The 20,428-nt window shown below is 44.4% G+C and carries 22 protein-coding genes; 11 read left to right on the forward strand and 11 right to left on the reverse strand.

The genetic code is table 11. The features are described 5' to 3' along the window. Nucleotides 1–28: 28 nt before the first annotated feature. The 4 genes from BP688_RS12900 to BP688_RS12915 are packed head-to-tail and all read right to left on the reverse strand — an operon-like array spanning nt 29 to nt 2,076. Nucleotides 29–340 carry a transcription factor S gene (locus tag BP688_RS12900; RefSeq protein WP_290598189.1) on the reverse strand — a complete coding sequence of 104 codons (312 nt, stop codon included), beginning with the start codon at nt 338–340 and terminating at the stop codon, nt 29–31. Then, nucleotides 324–731: an NUDIX hydrolase gene (locus BP688_RS12905; RefSeq protein ID WP_290623307.1), complete on the reverse strand. Its 408-nt coding sequence runs from the start codon at nt 729–731 to the stop codon at nt 324–326. Before BP688_RS12905 ends, BP688_RS12900 begins: the two co-directional genes overlap by 17 nt. After that, a complete protein-coding gene (locus BP688_RS12910; RefSeq protein ID WP_290598191.1) occupies nt 728–1,363 on the reverse strand; it encodes a PHP domain-containing protein in 636 nt (211 codons plus the stop codon). Before BP688_RS12910 ends, BP688_RS12905 begins: the two co-directional genes overlap by 4 nt. A gap of 20 nt (nt 1,364–1,383) precedes the next feature. After that, complete coding sequence (locus tag BP688_RS12915) at nt 1,384–2,076, reverse strand: TrmB family transcriptional regulator (RefSeq protein WP_290598192.1); 693 nt, start codon at nt 2,074–2,076, stop codon at nt 1,384–1,386. Between the two features lie 65 nt (nt 2,077–2,141). On the opposite strand from BP688_RS12915, the gene BP688_RS12920 reads away from it, so the two are divergent. From BP688_RS12920 to BP688_RS12945, 6 genes are read left to right on the forward strand one after another with little or no spacing between them, the layout of a single operon-like run. Then, complete coding sequence (locus BP688_RS12920; protein WP_290623306.1) at nt 2,142–3,953, forward strand: COG1361 S-layer family protein; 1,812 nt, start codon at nt 2,142–2,144, stop codon at nt 3,951–3,953. Beyond that, nucleotides 3,950–6,229: a hydrophobe/amphiphile efflux-3 (HAE3) family transporter gene (locus BP688_RS12925; protein ID WP_290623304.1), complete on the forward strand. Its 2,280-nt coding sequence runs from the start codon at nt 3,950–3,952 to the stop codon at nt 6,227–6,229. Before BP688_RS12920 ends, BP688_RS12925 begins: the two co-directional genes overlap by 4 nt. Before the next feature lie 56 nt (nt 6,230–6,285). Continuing rightward, nucleotides 6,286–6,591, forward strand: a complete 306-nt coding sequence (locus tag BP688_RS12930) for a hypothetical protein (protein WP_290598195.1) — start codon at nt 6,286–6,288, stop codon at nt 6,589–6,591. Next, nucleotides 6,560–6,892 (forward strand): hypothetical protein, encoded by a 333-nt coding sequence (locus BP688_RS12935; RefSeq protein ID WP_290598196.1) that lies wholly within the window; start codon nt 6,560–6,562, stop codon nt 6,890–6,892. The genes BP688_RS12930 and BP688_RS12935 overlap by 32 nt, the downstream gene beginning before the upstream one ends. 4 nt (nt 6,893–6,896) lie before the next feature. Beyond that, nucleotides 6,897–7,406: a hypothetical protein gene (locus BP688_RS12940; RefSeq protein ID WP_290598197.1), complete on the forward strand. Its 510-nt coding sequence runs from the start codon at nt 6,897–6,899 to the stop codon at nt 7,404–7,406. After that, nucleotides 7,403–8,026 (forward strand): coiled-coil domain-containing protein, encoded by a 624-nt coding sequence (locus BP688_RS12945; protein WP_290598198.1) that lies wholly within the window; start codon nt 7,403–7,405, stop codon nt 8,024–8,026. The genes BP688_RS12940 and BP688_RS12945 overlap by 4 nt, the downstream gene beginning before the upstream one ends. Before the next feature lies 1 nt (nt 8,027). On the opposite strand, the gene BP688_RS12950 is transcribed toward BP688_RS12945, so the two are convergent. The 5 genes from BP688_RS12950 to BP688_RS12970 are packed head-to-tail and all read right to left on the reverse strand — an operon-like array spanning nt 8,028 to nt 12,348. After that, the gene (locus BP688_RS12950; RefSeq protein ID WP_290598199.1) at nt 8,028–8,540 is read right to left on the reverse strand and encodes a flavin reductase family protein; all 513 of its coding nucleotides are present in this window, start codon (nt 8,538–8,540) and stop codon (nt 8,028–8,030) included. 12 nt (nt 8,541–8,552) lie between these two features. Further along, on the reverse strand, nt 8,553–9,485 hold the full coding sequence (locus BP688_RS12955; protein WP_290598200.1) for a transcriptional regulator: 933 nt from the start codon (nt 9,483–9,485) through the stop codon (nt 8,553–8,555). A 55-nt stretch (nt 9,486–9,540) separates the two neighbouring features. After that, nucleotides 9,541–10,263, reverse strand: coding sequence for a phosphorylase family protein (locus tag BP688_RS12960; protein ID WP_290598201.1), 723 nt, complete (start codon nt 10,261–10,263; stop codon nt 9,541–9,543). Then, on the reverse strand, nt 10,260–10,877 hold the full coding sequence (locus BP688_RS12965) for a phosphoribosyltransferase (protein WP_290598202.1): 618 nt from the start codon (nt 10,875–10,877) through the stop codon (nt 10,260–10,262). Before BP688_RS12965 ends, BP688_RS12960 begins: the two co-directional genes overlap by 4 nt. A gap of 1 nt (nt 10,878) precedes the next feature. Beyond that, nucleotides 10,879–12,348: a DNA-directed DNA polymerase II small subunit gene (locus tag BP688_RS12970; protein ID WP_290598203.1), complete on the reverse strand. Its 1,470-nt coding sequence runs from the start codon at nt 12,346–12,348 to the stop codon at nt 10,879–10,881. Between the two features lie 19 nt (nt 12,349–12,367). On the opposite strand from BP688_RS12970, the gene BP688_RS12975 reads away from it, so the two are divergent. Continuing rightward, nucleotides 12,368–12,937, forward strand: coding sequence for a S26 family signal peptidase (locus BP688_RS12975; RefSeq protein ID WP_290598204.1), 570 nt, complete (start codon nt 12,368–12,370; stop codon nt 12,935–12,937). Here the strand turns inward: BP688_RS12975 and sepS are convergent. Continuing rightward, entirely contained in the window at nt 12,934–14,544 is a 1,611-nt protein-coding gene (gene sepS / locus BP688_RS12980; RefSeq protein WP_290598205.1) for an O-phosphoserine--tRNA ligase, read from the reverse strand. The genes BP688_RS12975 and sepS overlap by 4 nt on opposite strands. 50 nt (nt 14,545–14,594) lie before the next feature. Here sepS and BP688_RS12985 point away from each other — a divergent pair, with 50 nt between their 5' ends. Then, complete coding sequence (locus BP688_RS12985; RefSeq protein WP_290598206.1) at nt 14,595–14,894, forward strand: ribonuclease P protein component 4; 300 nt, start codon at nt 14,595–14,597, stop codon at nt 14,892–14,894. A 272-nt stretch (nt 14,895–15,166) separates the two neighbouring features. Here BP688_RS12985 and BP688_RS12990 read toward each other — a convergent pair whose 3' ends face one another. Further along, nucleotides 15,167–15,721 (reverse strand): ferredoxin domain-containing protein, encoded by a 555-nt coding sequence (locus tag BP688_RS12990; protein WP_290598207.1) that lies wholly within the window; start codon nt 15,719–15,721, stop codon nt 15,167–15,169. A gap of 191 nt (nt 15,722–15,912) precedes the next feature. Here BP688_RS12990 and BP688_RS12995 point away from each other — a divergent pair, with 191 nt between their 5' ends. Genes BP688_RS12995 through BP688_RS13005 form a run of 3 tightly spaced genes read left to right on the forward strand, consistent with a single transcriptional unit; the run spans nt 15,913 to nt 20,369 of the window. Beyond that, nucleotides 15,913–17,688, forward strand: a complete 1,776-nt coding sequence (locus BP688_RS12995) for a long-chain-fatty-acid--CoA ligase (protein WP_290598208.1) — start codon at nt 15,913–15,915, stop codon at nt 17,686–17,688. Further along, nucleotides 17,689–18,879, forward strand: coding sequence for an acetyl-CoA C-acetyltransferase (locus BP688_RS13000; protein ID WP_290598209.1), 1,191 nt, complete (start codon nt 17,689–17,691; stop codon nt 18,877–18,879). Nucleotides 18,880–18,926: 47 nt separating this feature from the next. Next, nucleotides 18,927–20,369 carry a 4-hydroxyphenylacetate 3-hydroxylase family protein gene (locus tag BP688_RS13005; RefSeq protein WP_290598210.1) on the forward strand — a complete coding sequence of 481 codons (1,443 nt, stop codon included), beginning with the start codon at nt 18,927–18,929 and terminating at the stop codon, nt 20,367–20,369. Nucleotides 20,370–20,428: the final 59 nt, after the last annotated feature.

Below are 20,428 nucleotides of genomic sequence, written 5' to 3' on the forward strand. Positions count from 1 at the left end.
AATCTACCCTGATTTATAATGTCTTCGGTCAGTCGTATTCTCTCCAAGTTTTTCCGCACTTTGTGCAGCGGAAGAACCTCACCTCGCTCTCATCTGCTGCTCTCAACTGTCTCAACCACCAGAAGGCCTCGTTGTTACCGCATGCAGGGCAGATGGCTTTTGTTGTAGGCAGTGTTTTGAGATCCTCCCCCTCGATAACTGGCACTTCTTCCTTGTTCCTCTCAACCCTTATAACAATCTCCTCACCGCTATCTGCATCCTTCTCATAGCCACACTTTCTGCATACAAGCTTGTCGCCCTGATAAATCATCAGGCTTTTGCACTCAGGACAGAACTCCACGCAGCATCCCCTCCGCATCCTTTATCATTTTCTCATGGTCAAAAGCGAGCTTGGGGAGCTTATCGAGGCTGAACAACGCCACCTCCTTTGCATCGCTCCCCGCTTTAAGTTCTCCACCTGCAGGTAGAACGACAAAACAAACAGACACAAAATGCCCCCTTGGGTCTCTATCGGGGTCGGAGTAGACTCCAACAAGTCCGTGTATTTTTCCCTTCAACCCGGTCTCCTCCTCAACTTCCCTGAGCACTGCATCTTCCACCCTCTCTCCGTACTCCACAATCCCACCGGGAAGGGCATAATGGTCTTTGAAGGGTTCATTCATTCTCCTGATCAAAACTATCTTCCCTTCATAGGGAACTATCGCGTCAACTGTAAGAGTGATACACTTCATGGAGAGAAAAGTTTCGCTCTCGTCATATATCTTTTGGCCTTCTCGACACTCCAACCCACATCTCCAATCTTCGAGAGATCGTGAGCATCACTTCCTATGGAGTATATCAGCTTTCTATCTCTGCAAAGTTCAAGAAAAGAGTCCGATGGGGACCTGTGAGATGAATTAAGCTCAATTGCAATTCCAAGCTGTTCAGCCATGTCAACGAGTTTCCTGTCCATTTCCGGGATGTTATCATCGAAGCCAAAAAGTTTTGAGAAGGGATGACCAATGACATCAATCTCGTTCTTTTCTATGCATCTCAGAATCCTCTCATAGTAATTTCTCCCGTAAACGAACTCATGGATGGAAGCGATAACGAATTCAAAGTCAAAATCTGGAAGTATTATCTCCCCAGCACCGTCAATACTGCACTCAATTCCACTGTATATTTTTACACCGTAAAGTGAGGATGCATTGTCAATTTCAATCTGCCTTTGTTTGGCTTTAGCCTCTGTAAGACCGAAGTATAACTCTACCGAGTGATCTACAACAGCTACAGCTTTCAGTCCAAGTTCCTTCGCCTTTCTCGCAATATCATCAATCGTCGCGCTACCATCCGAATAGGTGGAGTGAACATGCATATCCAGCATTTTCACACCACTACTCAGATTTACTCAGATTTCATAAAGTTGATTACCGGAATTATCACCATCTTGGAGAACTCAATAACCGCCGAGCTTTCGCTTACTATTGCTATCTGCGTTCCGTCAAGAAAGATTGACATCGTCTTCTCGTTGTCAAAGATGAAAAGACCATGACAGAAGTTTTTAAAGCTCTTTGCTACCTCCTCTTTTTTCCTGAACTCGTATGATTCTGCAGTTTCTATGATGCTTGCGTTTGATGAAATCAGGATGAGTTTACATTTTGCCTTCCTTAGGATTTCAGCCACAGAGTCAGGGATGTAAGACAACACACCGACTATTTCCTTCCTTGCATCCTCAACAAATTCCCTGATCTTCTCAAGAACCATTTCTCCTCTGTAAACCCTGATAATATCAACTTCTTCGGCCTCTATTTTCGGTAGTTCCCTCTTTAAATACTCAATGTTTTCATTAACTCTGCGAGAAAGGGCAAAGATGACATCTCTGGCACTCAAAGCCTTGAATTTTCTCGGCTTTCCAAAAGACTCTACAAGACCCTTTGATAGCAGAGAATCCATTACATCGTAAACAGACGTTCTTGGTATCCCGCTAAGCTCCGAAACCTCCTTGGCAGTTAAAGTTCCTTTTGATAGCAAAGCTACAAGGGCTTTCGCCTCGTAATCGCTGAGTCCAAAGCTTTTTAGCACATCAACTAACCCCATCGAAACCTTCTGAATCGTAAGGTATAAATAATGTTTCGTTTCCGCTACTACGACAGGTGATAAAAATGCGAAAACTTGCCCTAACTCTTGCTGCCTTATTGCTGCTGACGGGAATTGCATCTGCGCTGGATTACGAAGAGAAGCCGGATATAGCTGTTTCTTTTTACGGCTCGAACTACTTCCAGCGAGGAGATGAGAAAAATCTGATTCTGACGATTTACAACGATGCAAAGAATGAAAAAATACAGTATGATGACCAGCTGGAGGCAGGATTCTTTGCAGGCAGAGAGGATATGCTGTTCACAGCCTACAACCTCGATGTGAAACTTTATGGTAACGATTACATTGAAGTCAAGACCCCTGAACAGAAAATTCCCGCTCTGCCCCCAATGCAACCTGTAACCCTGAATTTTGTCGTGAAAATCAGCGACGATGCAAGGCCGGGAGAATATGAGCTGAATTTGAAAGTAGAGTATTACATTACTAACGATCTCAAAAGTTTGACGCCATTTCCTTCCACTACAATTCCTGAGCAAGAGCAGTTAGAGATCAAAGGAGGAGTTCAGACTGGAAACGGGACGATAGTCTATGTATACGAGTATCAGACGCAATACTACGAGTTGGAATACACCAAGAAGACAAAAACGATTCCGATAAAGCTCTACATAGATGAAAAGCCTGTAACCCTTGAGGTCGTGGAGGTAAAATCCGAAGATTTGATAGGGAAAGGAAAGGGCAAGATAATTGTCGAGGTAAAAAATAATGGAGACAAAACCGCAAAAAGCGCATACCTCGTTCTCGATACGCCGTCAGGTATAGAGGCTCAGGGGCTAAGCCTTCAGTCGCAGAATGTGCCGAGTATGCCAGTAAGCGGAGCGATGTCAGGCATGCCGGGAATGACTTCAATACCTTCAGGTATGACTGGAATGCCAAGTACGGGAACGACAACAGCACTCTCAACTGCAAAGGCTGCTTACTATGTCGGGGATATCAAACCCGGAGAAACTGCTGTCGCGACCTTTTACCTGAAAATAGAGACGGAAGACGGTGGGTCTTACCCATTACATATAAAGGCTGTATATCTGGACGAATATGGAAGGCTGACGGAGAGTGAGAGCACGACCTTTGGCATAGTCGTCAAAGATGCTCCACATATCACGGTGAAAAACGTCGAAAGCAGAGTTTACGTGAACGCAAAAGGAGAAGTGAGAGTGACGCTTGTCAGCGATACAGATTTGAGTGACGCGAGTGTTAGAATTTCTGCATATTCTCCGCTTTCCGTTCTGAGTTCCAAATACTACATTGGCGACATCAAGTCTGGAAAGGAGTTTACAGCTATTTTCAAGCTCAAGGCATCGAGTGAAGCTGAGGCTGTTACGTATCCCGCAGAACTTACGGTCGCATTCAGAACCATGGACGAATACGTGGAACTCGACCCAGTTAGAATCGGTGTAAAAGTCAATCCAAAGATGGAATTTGAAGTTCAGGGACAGCCAAGCATTGCCGCTGGAGAAGAGAAGATTTTAACCTTCAGAATCAAAAATATCGGAGAGTTCGAAGTTAAGGACGCAACGGCGAGGATAACCATTGTAGACCCATTCTCATCTTCTGACGACTCAGCATTCATCGGTGACCTCAAACCCGGAGAATCTGCGAATGCGAGCTTTAAGATAAGCGTTGACAGTGACGCCACACCCAAGCTTTACGCTCTGAACCTTGAGGTTAAATACAAAGACCCAGAAGGGGAGTGGGCCATTAGCGAGCCTGCGAAGGCTGTGATTAGTGTTGCACCAGCAAAGCCACCATATATGTTATATGGTATTGTAGGGCTGATACTGATTGCAGCGATAGTCGCTTACCTCAGACGGAGACAATGACGTTCGCTGAACTGCTCGAAAAAATTGCACATTTTGTAGCAAAGAGACCCGGACTTGTCATTTCCCTAATTTCCATTGTTATCATACTCTCCGCGATCTCCGCACAAAACATCACTTTGACTTCAGGAACAGAGTCTATGTTCAGTGAAAAAAATGTGATATACAAGCAATACAAGCTTTACCAGAAGGATTTTGGAGTTGGAGCTGAAGACTTGTTTATTCTCATTAAGGGAGACGATGTTGTAAGTCTTGAAGTGTATCAATATCTCCTCGATCTGCAGAAAAGAATTGAAAGCGTGGATGGTGTCAGCGGCACAGTTTCTCCTGCATCAATTGTAGCTAAGATTTACGGCTATCTACCCCCAGATGAGGCAAAAGTTAAGCAAGCAACTGGGCTTTACGCCTCCGATCTTGTTCCTAAGCCCACATTAGCCCTCATGATAGTGCACCTCGGAACGTCAGACAAAACCGAGCAGGAAGAGGTAGCGATTGAAGTTGAAAAGGTTATCAAGTTCTCAGAGCCACCAACAGGGCTGACTTTGCAGCTTACCGGTAGCCCTGCGCTCAGTTACCAGATTGAGAGGGAAATCGGAAAAAGCTTGGGCATAACAATGATGGCATCAATAATATTGATGATCCTTATCCTTTTTCTGACATTCAGTGGCGCTGTTAGAAAGAAATACACCGCGTTTATGCCTCTTCTAATCTCTGTGCTCTCCGTTCAGGTAGTTTACGGCCTAATGCCAGTTCTTGGAATCTCTCTCTCAGAGCACACAAACGGTGCTTTGCCTATGCTTATAGGACTGGGCATAGAGTACGGAGCACAGTTGCAGAACAGATACGAGGAAGAGAGGAGAGAAGGAAGAGGAGTAGACCAGTCCATAGTCATATCCGTTACAAGAACTGGATTGGCCATTGTGATGGCTCTCGTTACAACCGTTATCGGTTTTATGTCCATGCTTGCACCTGGGATACCAGCGATGGCTCAGTTCGGCATCGTCTCTTCTCTTGGTCTCATTGTTGCCTACTTCCTCACACTTACTTTACTGCCAGCCATATTGAAGACGATAGACCGCTGGAATGATAGAAAGCAGAGGCAGGATAGCATTGTATACAAAAAAGAGGTTGGAGGGGTGGTTGGGAAGGTAGGAATGCTCGAAAGGGTTCTTTCTACAGTCTCCGGACTAACAGCCTCCAGACCACTTGGAATTCTCGTTTTTGCATCTCTTATAGTCCTTTTTGGGCTATATGCCGCTCCGCAAATTGAGCTTGAAACGAACTACAACAAATATGTTCCGCAGAACATGCCAGCAATCCAGAGATTTAACGAAATCGAGAGGGTTGTGGGTGGGCAGTCAACTTACACACTGGTTCTGGCAACCGACGAGATCAATGCTGAAACCCTAAGAAAGATTGATGAGATGACAAAATACATTGTATCAAAAGAGGAGCTTGTATACGACTACAGTTCCATAACCAAGCTAATAGAGGGGGTAAGAAAGGCCTACGGTCTACATGGACTGCCAGAGAGTGATGCAGAACTTACCTATATCTTAAGCTCATTGCCAAAATCAGAGGTTGATAGATACATTTCCGGAAATCTGGTCGCGATACATTTTTCTTCCAATGCAGATACTCAGGACGAGTTCATATCTCTCCACAAATCACTGGAGAAAGATGTTGAATTTTACGGCTGGCATGGAGGATTCTACGTGACTGGAAGTCCCGTGATTTACGGTGAGATGGGCAGGCTGATGACCTCCGGTCAGACAACGATGACTGTGGTTGCATACATCTTCATTATCCTACTTCTGCTCGGAGTTTACAGGTCTTTGAGGAAAGCAGTTGTACCTTTAATAGCGATAACGTCCGTTATAGGAGTTATGAACACGATAATGTTTCTCACGGGCACCAAACAGACAATGATGTCCATCGCCTTGAACTCCATAACCCTTGGCCTTGGAATTGACTTTTCAATTCATGTGCTCGAAAGATATTTTGAAGAAAGGCAGAATTTCTCACCTGTTGCGGCAGTGAGGAGAACAATCGAGAGAACTGGAAAGGCAATAACAACCTCCGCACTTACGATGGCAGGTGGTTTCGGCTCGCTAATGTTCTCCACCTTCCCGATAATGCAGAATTTCGGGTTTATAGCATTGATAGCGATTATATTCAGCCTAATTGCAGCATTAACCGTTGTTCCAGCATTCCTCATGCTCACAGAAGGACTTGACGTCAGAATTTCTAACATGATAAATAGCTCCAGAAGCACGTGAGAGTTATACTGAGTATGAAGAAAATTTAATATATGTAATCCCAAAACTTTTTCGCAATGTTGAAAAAAATCTATTCAATTATGGGACATGGCGCATGTATAATAAAAGATGGCCAAGTTTCAGAAGTTTATCTTTTAAGTGATGATGAAGTGGAACTAATTTCAAAATTCGCTCCGCTAACCTTATCCCTCCCCGAAGACTTTAAATTTGGTATATTTGAAGATGAAGATGGAAGAGTTGTGATTTTGAAGTATTCTGAAGGTTTTGTAGGTCTCCCCACGCAAAAGGAGAACGTGATGGAGCTGATCAAAGAAATCGAGGTGAAATTGTATGATCAAGTTTTATCTTCTCAAAATGGGTGACGAAATCCAAGAGCATGGAGAGGGAGCAGAAAAATACAAAGGTATTCTTCTAAAATTTGACGAAATGGGTTTAAAGAGAGCCGTAATTCTTCTTCAAAAAGATGCACTTTATTTTGAAAAAAGTGGTGTCTCGGTAATCGTTTGTGTGAGTAGAGAGAACATCGGTGCTGCAAAGATATTTTCGAAGAAGATAATGAGCAAATCCAAGAAGGTAGACCTCAGCTCACTTGAGGAAATTTTTGAATTTGCTGAAGAACTTGAGAGAATGAACCTGAATGGTATTGCAAAGTTTCTAAGGTGAGACGATGCTGTACGAAGTTCTTGCAATCGTTTGCGGAGGATTTTTGGGGTTTGCAGCAACGTGGAAATTTGTCTCAACAAGCATTAAAGAGGAAAAAAAGAAGGAAGAGGAGATTAGAAGAGCAAAGATATCGTCAATTTCAACAGCCGTTGAAAAGAGAGTTTCTGAGAGTAAAATGACAAAGCCACCATCAGACCTGAGCGAATTTGTAGATTACCTCAGTGATAAATATATACTCGGAGAGATAACCATTCTGACTCCTGAAGGTTTGCCAATTGTATCAAATAGCTCAACTTATGAGGAGGATGCGGCAGTGGCTCCTGAAATTATGAGAGTTGCCAGAAGACTTCTCAACTCAGACAGAATAGTTCTCTCCGGTGAAGATAGCAGAATACTCGTCATGCAAGCAAACCCTGATATAATACTCCACGCAAAAATTGCGAGAGATATATCCAAGAGAGAAATGGACAGAATTCGAGATGAGGTAAACATGGTGATGGAGGGGTTGTTATGATACACGCTTTTTTAATTCTCCTGACCCTCACGACCATGCAGGCCAACCCCGGAGATGTTTTAGATGTAACCGTAAACGAGTCTGCAGTTCTGAGTGTGAATGATAGTTGCGTTTATTTCATTGAGAGCATGACGAATACCTTAGACGCTGATGCAGGAAGTCACGAGGTTAAGGTGGGGATAAATTGCTCTCCAGGTATCAAAGAGATAAAAGCCAGTGGAGAGACTCTGATGTTGATTAACGTTTCGGAAGCTAACAAAACGTACGTTTCAACCTACGCTGCTCAGATGGAAAGAAAAAACCTCGCCTTACAGAAAAAGATCGAAAAACTTGAAGAGAATCTGAATGAGATGAAGACAAAGTACGAGGAGAGTGAAAGGCAGAAAGCTTTGCTTAAAATTGATAACGAACTGCTTCAAAACCAGATAAAATCACTCCTCGATGAACTGAACAAGAGTCAGAAGGAGTTGAAAGAGAAGAAGGGGACTTTAAGTATCCTCCAGAGCCAATTACAATCTCTGAGCAGACAAAGCCAGATATATAGACTGGTGACTTTCTTCATTCTGTCGCTCTTCGTTGGCTCCTATGCCGCCTTGCTATACATGTCCAAAAAAGAATAGATTACGGCTTATATTTTTCACTTGAATTTGCTGTGAAGTTCTTTCCGAAGCTTGCGTGCATGACGAATTTGTAGTTAAGATCAGGCTTTCCTTCAACAAATGCGTCACCATGTGTGACGGCAACGATCTCCCCCACGAAGAAAGTATGATCCCCCGTCTCGACTTCCTCAACAACTCTGCACTCGATGTTAGCCTGACATTCCCTGATTGATGGAACTCTGACTTTTTTGGACTTAATCAGGGACAAGCTGAGCTTTTTAATCTTGTCCTCCTTGGCTCCACTCAACGTTCCAGCAGTCCAGACGTCCTTGAGCAGTTCTATGGTTGGAACTGCAACGACGAACTCACCACAGTCCTTGATGAGACTGTGGGTGTATCTTGTGTGACCAATAGCCACTCCGAGCATTTGCGGTTCAAAGGAAACGGGAACAACCCAATCCGCGGTCATAACATTCGGCTTTTCTACTCCTGACACTATCAAATACGTTCTCAAAGGATACAGATACTCCAACACACTCCCACCTCCTCAGTTTTCCGAACTCTTCTCCCGGAGAAGGGATATGAAATCTTTTGGACTGCTTACCGAGTAAAGTTCCTCCCTCAGAACGAAAATAACAGAGTCTACCCTCCTCTTGCAGTCCCTATCTGTAATATAGGCTGCTTTCGTTTCAAGAGCCTCCGAAATTTTTCCGAGTAATCTCGCTCTCTTCTCTATCTCTCTGACCTGCTTTATACCCGTTAGAATCTGCCTTTCTTCAACTCTTGAAACCGCATCAAAGGGAGCTTGCTTAACGGGATAAACCGAGAGGCCAATGAGCCTGAGCTGGTCGAGAATCTCTCCTTCTTTCCCCTCAAAACTTATATCCTCCTCCTCAATCTCATGATCCACGAAGTTGAGCAGATCAATCTGTTTTATCGCAAAAGTTCCCAGTATTTCTTCAATCTTCGCAGCTATCGGGAGTGAAGTATCAGTGCCCTCCTCATACTTCTTTATTGTTCTTCTCGAAACTCCCAGAAGCTTTGCCATCTCCCCGATACTTATTCCAAGCTTTTCTCTAACCTCCCTTATCTTCTCACTGTCCAGCTTCACGTAATATCCCCCGGGAGCAGAGTAAACATAGGGCGGAATGCCCTCAATAATGAAATCGTAAAAGGTGGCGAGATTTATGACAGGCAAGCCATAACGGGTGTATACTACCCCCCTTTCAAGGAAGTCGAACTTGAACCTCTCTCCTATTACCATCGGGCTCGCATCAAGTATCTTCGTCAATTTTTTCATCTCTTCTGCTGCTTCAGACTTCATGGAGTCAACATTGTAAAGAACTTTGAGAATAAGAATAAGATCGTCCTTTCTTGCAACTATATCAAAACATCTTGGCTTAGTTTCAGCTAAGTCTGCAACATTGAAATCCGCCTTTAGCAGAATTTTTACAACTGATTCAAGCAGCGCTGCGTGCATTTTTATTAGTGTATATGGATTACTATATAAGGCTTATGTCTTTAAAACCTCTCCATCAAAACCTCTCCATCCACACCCTCTTTACTGCCTGCCCCACAACCCTGAGACATTCATCTGCATTTTCTTTTGCTTTCTTTACAATTTCTCTGTAATCCACAACCTCATTCTTAATCCCGTGGGCGTAATTGTCCATCGTGCAGATTACTGCATAACTTAATCCAAGCTCCTTAGCTATTGTCGCCTCGCTACCTGCTGTCATGCCCACACAATCGGCGAAGTTTTTTATCATAGCGATTTCAGCTTTTGTTTCCAGTCTCGGTCCCCTTGTCTGAAAGTAAACCCCACCGTCAATAACCGGGAAGCTTGAAATTTCTCTCGCCGTCTCCACCAGCACCTTTCGGAGGTATTCATCGAATCCAGGAGTGATGTGGACAAGAGATTCGTTGTAGACTGTAACACCGCTGAATAAATCAATGTAATCGTCGGGTACTATTAGAGAAGGCAGGCTGTAATTTTCCTTAAGGCATCCCACCGAACCCATGCCTATAACATGGCTGACACCGAGAGATCTGAGGGCGTAGAAGTTTGCAGCATGATTGATTCTATGTGGAGGCTTGTTCTTCCTCTTTCCATGTCTCTGAATTATCGCCACGTCAATTCCGTCAATCCTGCCAATTTCAACCTCTGCAACTCCAAAAGGCGTTTCAATCTTCCTCTCCTCAACTTCGGAGAGCACATCTATTTCGAGAATGTGGGTTCCACCTATAATTCCGATCATTCACGCAGCCTCCAGTAAGTTCTCCCTCCTTCAAGTGTTTTTTCCACAACTCCTTTCAGTTCAAGAACCTTCAGGATTTCCTCAAATCTCCCCGGAAACGTTACCTCAAGATTCAGTGGGTTAAGACCTTTCTCTGCGAGCTGCCTCTTCAGTTTCGACTGACTTACCTCTCTCTCCTCCCTGAGAATATCAATCAGGAGTTTGGAGACGTCCTCAACAAAATTCCACGGAAAAATTATCCATTTGTAGTCGCTCAAATAGTCTCCAAGATAATCCGGGATGAATTCAGACTTTTCGAGCATCAGAAGTGATGCCGTTCTGACCTCATCCGCATTGATGACCCTGAGAGCTTTTTTCATCGTTGCTCCGGTGTTGACGAAATCGTCCACAAGCAGAACCCTCTTACCCTCAATAATTTTCTCATCTTTGCTAACGTCAACAGTATAAAGCTCTTCCACTGCAAGGTAATCGCTGAGAATGCTTCCGACAAAAAGACCGCCCTTAGCAAGTGCAACAACTGAAGTTGGTTTGTAATTGTCTCTAAGGATATCAAAGGCAACCCGTCTGCAGAGGCTGTCCACATAAGTCCAGCTGAGTATAACGTATTCCCCCATCTCACTCACCGTAGAACCTAAGCCTCACGACCTCTCCACCGGGTCTGTAAACGGCAACATTCCCCGGCATAGGGTTAAGGTTCACCTTTTTCTGAAATTCAGTCTGAGCCTGCCAAGTTGATGAGTTCACCATGAATACACCTCTGTAAAAACCAGTGCCGTAGGTGTGTATGTGCCCACAGTGCAGAATGTCGGGGACTTCATCAATGACCAGATAATCCTCCTTTTCAGGGGCAACAGGGCTTCTGCCACCATACATTGGGCTTAGATGTCTTCTCTTCAGCAGTTCCTCCATCACCTTTTGCGGCTCCTCATAACTCAGCCTTGGTATTTTGGCAACCATGTCGTCAATACTCCTACCGTGGTATATCAGCACCTTAATTCCCTCTATCTCGATGTATGCTGGATTGCCGACGTGGTAAACATTATTGGAGAAAAGCTTTCTGATTTCGCTTGGCAGTGCCGGCTGAGGTTCAGCCTGTCTCACAGCATCGTGGTTTCCGGGTGAGATTACAACCCGAATTCTTTTCGGTATGTCATCAATATGTGCCGCTGCACTCTCATACTGCCCGTAAATGTCCATAATTGCAAGGTCTTTCTCCTGCTCCGGATAGACACCTATTCCATCAACTATATCTCCGGCAATAACAATATATTTCACACTCTCAGCCAATTTTTGTCCTTTCTCACCACCAACTTCTCCATTCAGCCATTTGACGAACAGCTTCCATTCCTTCTCGAGAAACTCCTTGCTTCCAAAATGTGTGTCTGAAATGAAAATTATGGAGAAATCCCTTTTCGTCTTCTCCCCGTTCCCGTTAACCGGGACATCAGGAAAAACTATTCTGTCGGCAATCAGCGTATTACCCCTTAAAGTACCTGTAACGCCTACAACCTCATCACCAAGAAGTTCTGAGGCTATTTCAGCTGTCTTTCCACTTGCAACACAGTTTAAACTGCCCGTTGAATCTTCAAGCTGGACAACGTATCTGTCTCCCCTCTCCCAAACGTTCGTCACCATTCCAACAACGCTAACCTTCTCCATTTTCCTTTTTCCGACGTATGCGATTGGAACGGGATGCATCCGGGTTCGCAATATCCTCGAAAGCTTTTCGAGTCGAGAATTGAAGTAGCAGACGAAGTCCTCGACCTTCCCCTCACAGACGGAAATGCCAGTTATGTCCCTGATAACCCTTAACCCATTATTTTCTTTTTTCTCTGATTTTTCTTTTTTTACCTCACGAACTTCTGGTTTTACACTTTTTCTTGCTTTAATTTTCTCTACCACAGCCTTAACATCTTCCTCTCCAATTATAAACTTGCCATCTGCCATTTTACAAACTTCAGATATTATCTCCTCGTAGAATTCCCCGAAGCTGCATATAAGCTCAGCAGCTTTTGGGTTTATGTTGTAACCACGAACGAGAAATTTCTTCGCCACTGTCGCCACATCGATATTTTTAATTACCATTCCCTCTCCTCCTCTTAGCATGGATAGTGAATCGAAGTCTGTTCAGTTCATAAAAGATGTGGTCTCAACATTAATTATCGTTGCGGTCATAGTCGGTGGAGGAATTGCCATTACAGGCACATGGCCCTTTATGGTTGCGGTTGAGTCTGGTAGCATGGAGCCACATTTATATCCGGGCGATGTCGTGTTTCTTGTAAGCATTGCAAGGACGGGTGGAGTGGTTACTTGGGAGGAAGGAGTAAAGGAAGGATACCAGAGCTTTGGGAATTATGGTGATGTCATAGTCTATAAACCGAATGGCTATGGAAAGCCGATTATTCACAGAGCGATAGCCTATGTGCACAAAGGGGAGCATATACCAGCCATTGTTAATGGCCAGCTGGTTTACACAAACCAGATAGCGGAGAATGACGGATACATAACTCAGGGAGACAATGTTAATACGAACAAACTCCCCGATCAGGCAGTTCCAGCAGCGTTTTCACCAATTGGAGAGAGAATTAAGCCTGTAAAGGAGGAATGGATAATAGGGGTTGCAAAGTTCAGAATCCCTCTCATCGGCTACATCCGCTTGCTGATTCCCATTTAGTCTACCTCCGCTTTAACGGTAACAAAAACCGGACCGCGAACGTCAATTTTTCCTCTTTTCCAGAGTATGTATCTCCTCAGGTTGTCCTGAATGTAGAGGTTTATGTCTGAGAGGTTCTCTACAACTCTAACCTTTACCATAACCTCCTTATCACCCGCAAATGCAGCCTCCTCAATTTTCCTCGCTGAGAGGTAAGAGATGGCATCAATATATCTTATTCCAGTCGTTACGCCTTCCTCAAAGTAACTCCTCCACCTTCTCGTTCTCGGTATCCCGTATATATCCCCATTGTAAACAACAACTTCGTTGGCATAGGCAGGACCGCACAGCTTTGTGTTTTCCTCCTCTTCAACGACAAAAACTCTGACAGTTTTGTCAAACAAATCTCCTTCATATGCAAGGAACTTGCATGGACTTGGAGCTGAAGCATTTTTCTCCGCCGTTTCAGCAATACTTTTGGCGATTTTCAGACCAGTCACCGTCTGGGGGACACTCTTAAGCTTTATTCCCCTCGCTATGTCCGTATCACTCAGCCTGACCTCCCCATAAATCTGCGGATATACCATTTTTCTCACATCATCATATCCGTGAAGTATCATCGCCAATCTTTCAACGCCAAGACCAAGGTTCATGACGGGATACTGGATATCATACTCAGCAAGAGCGGTTGGAGAGTAAATACCGAAAGTAGCAATCTCTATCCAGCCATCACTATACTTCGTGCTTGAACCGACGAGTTTTGGGTGGAAAGCATAAACCTCTGTTTGAGTGTCGGGGATGTAATATTTGCTCCTCTTCTCATCCTTTCTGAATTTGAACTTTTCAAACCCGAACTGTCTCAACAGGGCTTCGGCAACAGCTTTGCCGTCATCAACATCTACATCTTCGTCAACGAGAACACAGCTTGCAGAGAAGTAGCTGTAAAGCCTTGTCGCGTCCTCTCCCTGCTCCTTCCTGAAGCACCTGTCTATGCTGAACAGCTTTATTGGGAGGGGGAGCTTGTCGGCTATGTGGCTAAGAGTTATGAACCAACCTGTAGTCATGTGGCTTCTCAAAGTCAAATTGCTTGGCAATGGTTTGAGTTCTTTAAATTCCGGAAAAACCTCATCAAGAATTCTAACCGCAGTTATATCATCAACATCGAGGGCTTCGGCGATCAAATAGCTCAAATCGTCACCATCAATTTCTCCCTTTTTGTAACGATGGAAGATTTTCTTAATGTCCTCTGCTGCTTCTCCAACATTCTTCCCAGTTATCTTCTCAATTAAGCTGATTTTGCCAGCAGACATTCCTACATTAGGTTTTGGAAGTGACGCGAGGTAAAAACAGCGGTCGAGGACTGCAAGAGCTTCCTTACCGAACTGCTTCCTGACATGAACATCCTCGACGATGACAGGGTTAACGACTTCGGAAAAGCCAATTGAAAGGTAAGCCCTTCTTAATCTTTCTATTGTTCTAAAAACGGGATGTTCGGCACCAAATTCAAAACCAATTCTGGGATAAACCTTATTTGGGTCTCTTGTTCCCAATATCTCCTTTCCTGTTTTCCATGCCTCCTCAAAGTCTCTCCGCGATAGTTCCCTGTATTTCTGGGGGTCGAATCTCATACTGGCTGAACAAACAAAAGGCTATTTATCTTTGTTGTCTACCCATTGATGTGATAAAAAGAGATAAAAAGAGGGAAAGCAGAATCGCCAAGGAGAGAGTTGTTTACCTGATAAAAAGGGCTGAAGAATGGAAAAACAAAGACTACGAGCTTGCAAGGAGGTATGTTGAACTTGCAAAGAAAATAGCGATGAGATACAGGGTAAGGGTTCCGAGAGGTTTGAAAACAATTTATTGTAAAAAGTGTCTGTATCCCTACAAATCTGACAGATTCAGGGTAAGGGTAAGAAAGGGCAGGGTTATAGTCACCTGCCTGAACTGTGGCTTTGAGAGGAGGATTCCTGTCAGGTAGAAAAAATATCGGTTATTTTTAAAGTCAGAATAGAAAGAGTTTTACACAAAAACGTGTTATGGTTCAGAGTATTCTATAATCTTATCAAATTCTTCTTTTTTATAAATTAAGTAAATTACAAGGATTTTTGCAGCAAGTGATCTTATAAGCACTTCATCAATTTTGAACATACAAGGATAGAGACCATGAAAAGTTCATCACTCTTCGTTATTTGCTTGCGAAGATTTTAATCTCCAAAAAAGTTAAACTCGGAAAAAACAAGTCAAACATCACTACTTCTTAGGCACTCTGTCAAAATAAGGGCTCTTACCAAGAGCCGAAATCGGAATTCCCATCACCACATCTGCATCAATAATTCCAAGAATCTTTGCCGCGATTCCAATCCTGTACATTATTCTCGTATCCACCCCAATTATCCCGGAAAGCTTCACCGCCGAACCAAGGGCGATTCCGAGATCTATCATTCTGAAAGCACAGTTGGGACCGGTAAACTTCTTCCCTTTCCTTCCAGCCTTCTTGAATTCAGCACAGCTCTCGAATCCACATGCCCCGCAGTTAACCCCTACGCTTTTTTCACCCTTCGCTCCAAGCAGCAAAACGGCCTGAGATTTTCTCACACTCTCGGCATCTCTTATAAAATCCTTATCACCCTCTTCCGCCATCTCCTCCATTTTTGCAGCTATCTTACTCATTTCTTCGCCATCAACGTAAACAATCTCTATGACGTCTTCCCCCTTTGATTTTGGTGCTGTTCTCGCTGACTCAGCCATAAGATAAGCTGCAATCTTTATACCCTCATTTTTGAAATCCCTCTCATTCAGAATCATGGAATGAATAGCAATATCAGAGATAAGTAACTTTTGCTCTAAGACATGTGAAAAAAATTCCAAATCCCTCAATCCAAAAAGGACTTGCGTTTTGAGTATTTGTATCTACTGTTGCAATTAAATTTAAATTTTGTTTCGTAGAGGGCGAAAAGTTTAAAATAAAGAAAAAAATAGTTTAAGATGGTGGGCATATGGAGGTTCCTGAGTTTATCAAAAATAGATACTGGCTTGAGAAGTCTTGGGTCGAGGGCTTGCCAGCAGATGTAGAAATTCCAGAAAAGCCCATTTATGAAGTTATAGATGAAGCATGCCAAAAATACGCAGAAAGGACGGCAATAATCTTCTACGGATTTGAAATAAAGTATGGCCAGCTTAAGGAATACATAGACAGGTTTGCCACCTCACTGTCGAATATGGGTGTGAAAAAGGGGGATGTTGTTGCCATCTATGCCCCCAATTGCCCGCAATTCGCCGTAGCCTACTATGCGGCAATGAAGGCAGGTGCGACAGTTACAGCCCTTTCTCCACTATTTGCTCCAAGAGAAGTTGAGTATCAGTTAAATGACAGTGGAAGCAAAATTCTCATAACTGTGGAGCAACTATATCCAAACTTCGCCAAAGTATGTGAAAATACAGATGTCAGAGAAGTTATAGTTGCAAACATTGCTGGAGGAGAGGCAAGGGTTGACGGGAAGTTCGTGGACTTCCGCGAAATGCTTGTATCCGAACCCGATCCTCCTGAGGTTAAATGGAACGTCAGAGAGGACGTTGCAGTTCTCCAGTATACAGGCGGTACAACAGGACTGCCGAAGGCTGCAATGCTCACACACTACAATGTGGTGGCGAACCTCTATCAAATCATGCCGCTTACAGAGATAATAAGGAGGTGGCTCAAGTCACACAGGGTAATCAGGGAAGAGGGAGAGTACTTGGTCATAGACTTCGACGGGAAGGAATACAGAACATTTAAAGACTACTACGAGAAAGACTACAGCCCGAGATGCGCAATTCTGCCATGGTACCACATTTACGGGCAGACAGTTGATTTGAACAGCGGACTTGCCACAGGAGATATCTTGGTAGTTTTTGCACGGTTTGAGCCAGAAAAAATCCTTGAAGCTATTGAGAGATACAGAATAACCACCTTCATGGGGGCTCCGGCGATATTCGTTTACTACGTCAACAATCCAGAGTTGATGAAGAAGTATGACCTCACCTCACTGCTCTACGTGAACAATGGAGCCGGACCTATCCCACCAGAGATTGTGGAGAAGTGGGACGAACTTACGAAGGATGCAGGTAGAGGTATTCTCGTAGAGGGTTACGGACTGAGCGAGACTTCTCCCGTCACACATACAACCTTCGGCCCACCTTTCAGAAAGAGGAAGATCGGATCAGTGGGGCCGCCGATTCCCAACACCTATGCTGCTGTCATTGATCCAGAGACAATGGACTTCCTTGGTATAGGTGAAGAGGGAGAGATCGTTATCTCCGGCCCACAGGTCATGAAGGGCTACTGGAATCGCAAGGAGGAAACCGAAAAGGTGTTTTTCGAAGCAGGTGGAATGAGATGGCTAAGAACTGGAGATATAGGTAAGATGGATGAAGACGGTTACTTCTACATTGTTGACAGGCTGAAAGACATAATCAAGTACAAGGGACACAGTGTCTATCCAAGAGAAATTGAGGATGTGATGTATGAGCATCCAGCCATCAAGGAGGTTTGTGTGGTCGGAATTCCGGACGAGGTTGCAGGTGAGACTATTAAGGCTTTTGTGGTTCTCGATGAGAGGTATAAGGGCAAAATTACAGAACAGGACATCATTGAGTGGTGTAAGGAAAGAATGGCCGCCTACAAATACCCAAGAATGGTGGAATTTAGGGATGAACTACCCAAATCAGCCGCAGGAAAGTATCTGCGTAGGGTTTTGAGAGACGAGGAGTTAAGAAAGAGAGGAGGTGATTGAGTGGAGGAAGTGTATATTGTGGAGTTTTTGAGGACTCCGTTTTCGAGAAGCAGGCCTAAGAAGCCTGAGAGAGACGTCTTCCACCAGATAAGGGGAGACGACCTTATGGCAATGGTTCTTGACAAGCTACCCGAAAGGGCAGGAATAGAGAAGAGAGATGTAGAGAGAATTCTTGTCGGATGTGCCTTCCCTGTTTCAGAGAACTGGGCGTATGGAGGTAAGGGGCCAGCACTTCTGGCGAAATATCCTGCAGAAACCTCCACGACCCACATAGACATGCAATGTGCCTCTTCATTAGTAACGACTGCCTACGCGTATCTCGAAATTGCTACTGGCAATGTTGATGTTGCTATCGCGGGAGGCTACGAGCACATGACAAGAGTTCCTATGGGTGCAGATAACCCTCACATCACCCCGAATTTCAAGCTGGCACAGGAAGAATACAAAGAGTATGACATGCAAACTGGCTTTATAATGGGTCTGACAGCAGAGAGGCTTTTTGAGGAAGCAGAATACCTCACAAAAGAGGATCTCGACAAATGGGGATTAAGAAGTCACCAGCTTGCCGCAAAGGCTCTGAAGGAAGGATACTTCAAGGGAGAGATAATGCCCGTCGAAGCACCACAGGCAGATGGTAGCGTGATTACTGTTGATTCTGACCAGTCTATAAGAATGGATACAAATCTTGAACAGATTGCCTCTCTCCCACCAGCTTTCAAGCCGGGTGGGGTTATCACCGCTGGCAACTCCTCACCGCTCAATGCGGGGGCGACAGGATTGTTGCTTGCCTCAAAGAAGAAGGTTCAAGAACTTGGACTGGAACCACTTGCAAAAATTGTTGCCTACGGTACAGCAGGAGTTCCGCCCTATGTGATGGGCAAGGGGCCAGTGCCTGCAAGCAGAAAGGCTCTGGAAAAGGCTGGGCTGAAGGTCAGCGACATTGACTACTGGGAAATAAATGAGGCATTTGCGGTTGTCACACTCTACGCCATCCACGAGCTTGGAATTGAGCCTGAAAGGGTAAATATTAAGGGAGGAGCAATTGCTATCGGACACCCGCTTGCAGCAAGTGGTGCAAGACTGATCGGAACTCTGGCCAGAATCCTTCAAGAGAAGGGTGGAGATTACGGAGTCGCTACAGCTTGCGTTGGCGGGGGACAGGGTGCTGCTGTTGTGATAGAGAGAGTCTGAAATTGTTAAATATAACTTAATTCATAACTATTTTTTGAGGTGGAAAAATGAGAACTTCTGAAGAATATAAGCAGGATTTATATAGGTTAAAACCAAATGTATACCTTCGGGGAAAGAAAGTTGGTAGAGAGAGTCCTGAACTCAGCGGCGGTATAAACATAATCTCAAAAACTTTTGATTTGGTAGACGAGCCATATTTCAAAGACCTGTTAACCGCAAAATCCCACATCAGTGGCAAGAGAATCAACAGGTTTACGCATCTACATCAATCGGCAGACGATCTGATGAAGAAACAGGAGATGACAAGAAAGATTTGCAGGTTGGTTGGAGGATGTATTCAACGCTGTATGGGATGTGATGCTATAAACGGTCTTTCAATCGCAACCTTTGCCGCTGACATGGAGCATGGCACCGACTACCACAAGCGGTTCATGGAATACGTAAAAGAGTTTCAGGAGAGAGACTTAGTGGCGGCATGTGCTCAGACGGATGTTAAGGGTGACAGAAGTAAGAGACCACACCAGCAGGATGACCCAGATATGTATGTCAGGGTAGTGGAGAAAAGAAGTGATGGTATAGTCGTGAGAGGTGCAAAGAACTGTATAACAATGGCTGCAGTAGCGGATGAGATAATTGTTGTCCCAACAAGAGCTATGATGCCTGAAGACAAGGATTACTGCGTAGCCTTTGCTGTTCCGGCAGATGCAGATGGAGTCAAGATAGTGGCAAGAACGTCAAGACTCAGGGCACCTGAACGTCTCAACATGCCTCAGGGTGAGTTGGGTGATGACGAGAATATGGTCATCTTTGATGATGTTTTCGTGCCATGGGACAGAGTATTCATTTGCGGTGAGAACAGACACGCGACGCTCGCTGCCTACCTCTTTGCTCTCTTCCACAGACACAGCTACACCGGATGCAAACCGGCAACCACGGATGTAATTATGGGCTTCGGTGCCCTGATAGCCGAATACAATGGTGTTTACGGAAAACACAATATAAGGGAGAAACTCGTTGAACTTGCAGCTACTGCAGAACTTGTTTATGCTGCCGGAATAGCTTCTGCAGTCCACGGCACAAAAACCCCCGCCGGAACCTTCATGCCGAATGAGGTTTATGCCAACGTGGGGAGGCGACATGCAGGTTTGAACTTTTACAAGGAACTTGAGATACTTGCAGAACTTGCAGGCGGTTTGCCAGCAGCGCTACCCTTTGCGGAGGACTTCCTGAACTCTGAGATTGGACCGCTCATCAAGAAGTATATAAAGCGCAGAAGTGATGTCCCGGCTGAGGATGTCTACCGATGCCTATACGGAATTTCGAACATTCTTTGTTCATCACTTGGAGGAGTGCAGGCTGTTGCAGGGGTGCACGGTGGCGGATCACCGGTTATGGAGGATATAGCAATCTGGAGAACTTATGATTTCGAAAAGAAAAAGGATATAGCCAAGTTCTTGGTAGGGATAACTGAAGAGATACCCAAGGACTGAATTTTCAGTCTTTTTACTTTTTTGGGAAAAATAAAAAATATTCACATCAGAGGATGCTT

Source organism: Archaeoglobus sp. UBA230 (assembly GCA_002507545.1).
Lineage (GTDB): Archaea > Halobacteriota > Archaeoglobi > Archaeoglobales > Archaeoglobaceae > Archaeoglobus.

Coding starts and splice junctions, on each gene's coding strand:
- BP688_RS12905 (WP_290623307.1), bottom strand. CDS start 731: ATGAAGTGTATCACTCTTACAGTTGACGCGATAGTTCCCTATGAAGGG.
- BP688_RS12910 (WP_290598191.1), bottom strand. CDS start 1,363: ATGCTGGATATGCATGTTCACTCCACCTATTCGGATGGTAGCGCGACG.
- BP688_RS12915 (WP_290598192.1), bottom strand. CDS start 2,076: ATGGGGTTAGTTGATGTGCTAAAAAGCTTTGGACTCAGCGATTACGAG.
- BP688_RS12920 (WP_290623306.1), top strand. CDS start 2,142: ATGCGAAAACTTGCCCTAACTCTTGCTGCCTTATTGCTGCTGACGGGA.
- BP688_RS12925 (WP_290623304.1), top strand. CDS start 3,950: ATGACGTTCGCTGAACTGCTCGAAAAAATTGCACATTTTGTAGCAAAG.
- BP688_RS12930 (WP_290598195.1), top strand. CDS start 6,286: ATGTTGAAAAAAATCTATTCAATTATGGGACATGGCGCATGTATAATA.
- BP688_RS12935 (WP_290598196.1), top strand. CDS start 6,560: ATGATCAAGTTTTATCTTCTCAAAATGGGTGACGAAATCCAAGAGCAT.
- BP688_RS12940 (WP_290598197.1), top strand. CDS start 6,897: ATGCTGTACGAAGTTCTTGCAATCGTTTGCGGAGGATTTTTGGGGTTT.
- BP688_RS12945 (WP_290598198.1), top strand. CDS start 7,403: ATGATACACGCTTTTTTAATTCTCCTGACCCTCACGACCATGCAGGCC.
- BP688_RS12955 (WP_290598200.1), bottom strand. CDS start 9,485: ATGCACGCAGCGCTGCTTGAATCAGTTGTAAAAATTCTGCTAAAGGCG.
- BP688_RS12960 (WP_290598201.1), bottom strand. CDS start 10,263: ATGATCGGAATTATAGGTGGAACCCACATTCTCGAAATAGATGTGCTC.
- BP688_RS12965 (WP_290598202.1), bottom strand. CDS start 10,877: ATGGGGGAATACGTTATACTCAGCTGGACTTATGTGGACAGCCTCTGC.
- BP688_RS12970 (WP_290598203.1), bottom strand. CDS start 12,348: ATGGTAATTAAAAATATCGATGTGGCGACAGTGGCGAAGAAATTTCTC.
- BP688_RS12975 (WP_290598204.1), top strand. CDS start 12,368: ATGGATAGTGAATCGAAGTCTGTTCAGTTCATAAAAGATGTGGTCTCA.
- sepS (WP_290598205.1), bottom strand. CDS start 14,544: ATGAGATTCGACCCCCAGAAATACAGGGAACTATCGCGGAGAGACTTT.
- BP688_RS12990 (WP_290598207.1), bottom strand. CDS start 15,721: ATGATTCTGAATGAGAGGGATTTCAAAAATGAGGGTATAAAGATTGCA.
- BP688_RS12995 (WP_290598208.1), top strand. CDS start 15,913: ATGGAGGTTCCTGAGTTTATCAAAAATAGATACTGGCTTGAGAAGTCT.
- BP688_RS13005 (WP_290598210.1), top strand. CDS start 18,927: ATGAGAACTTCTGAAGAATATAAGCAGGATTTATATAGGTTAAAACCA.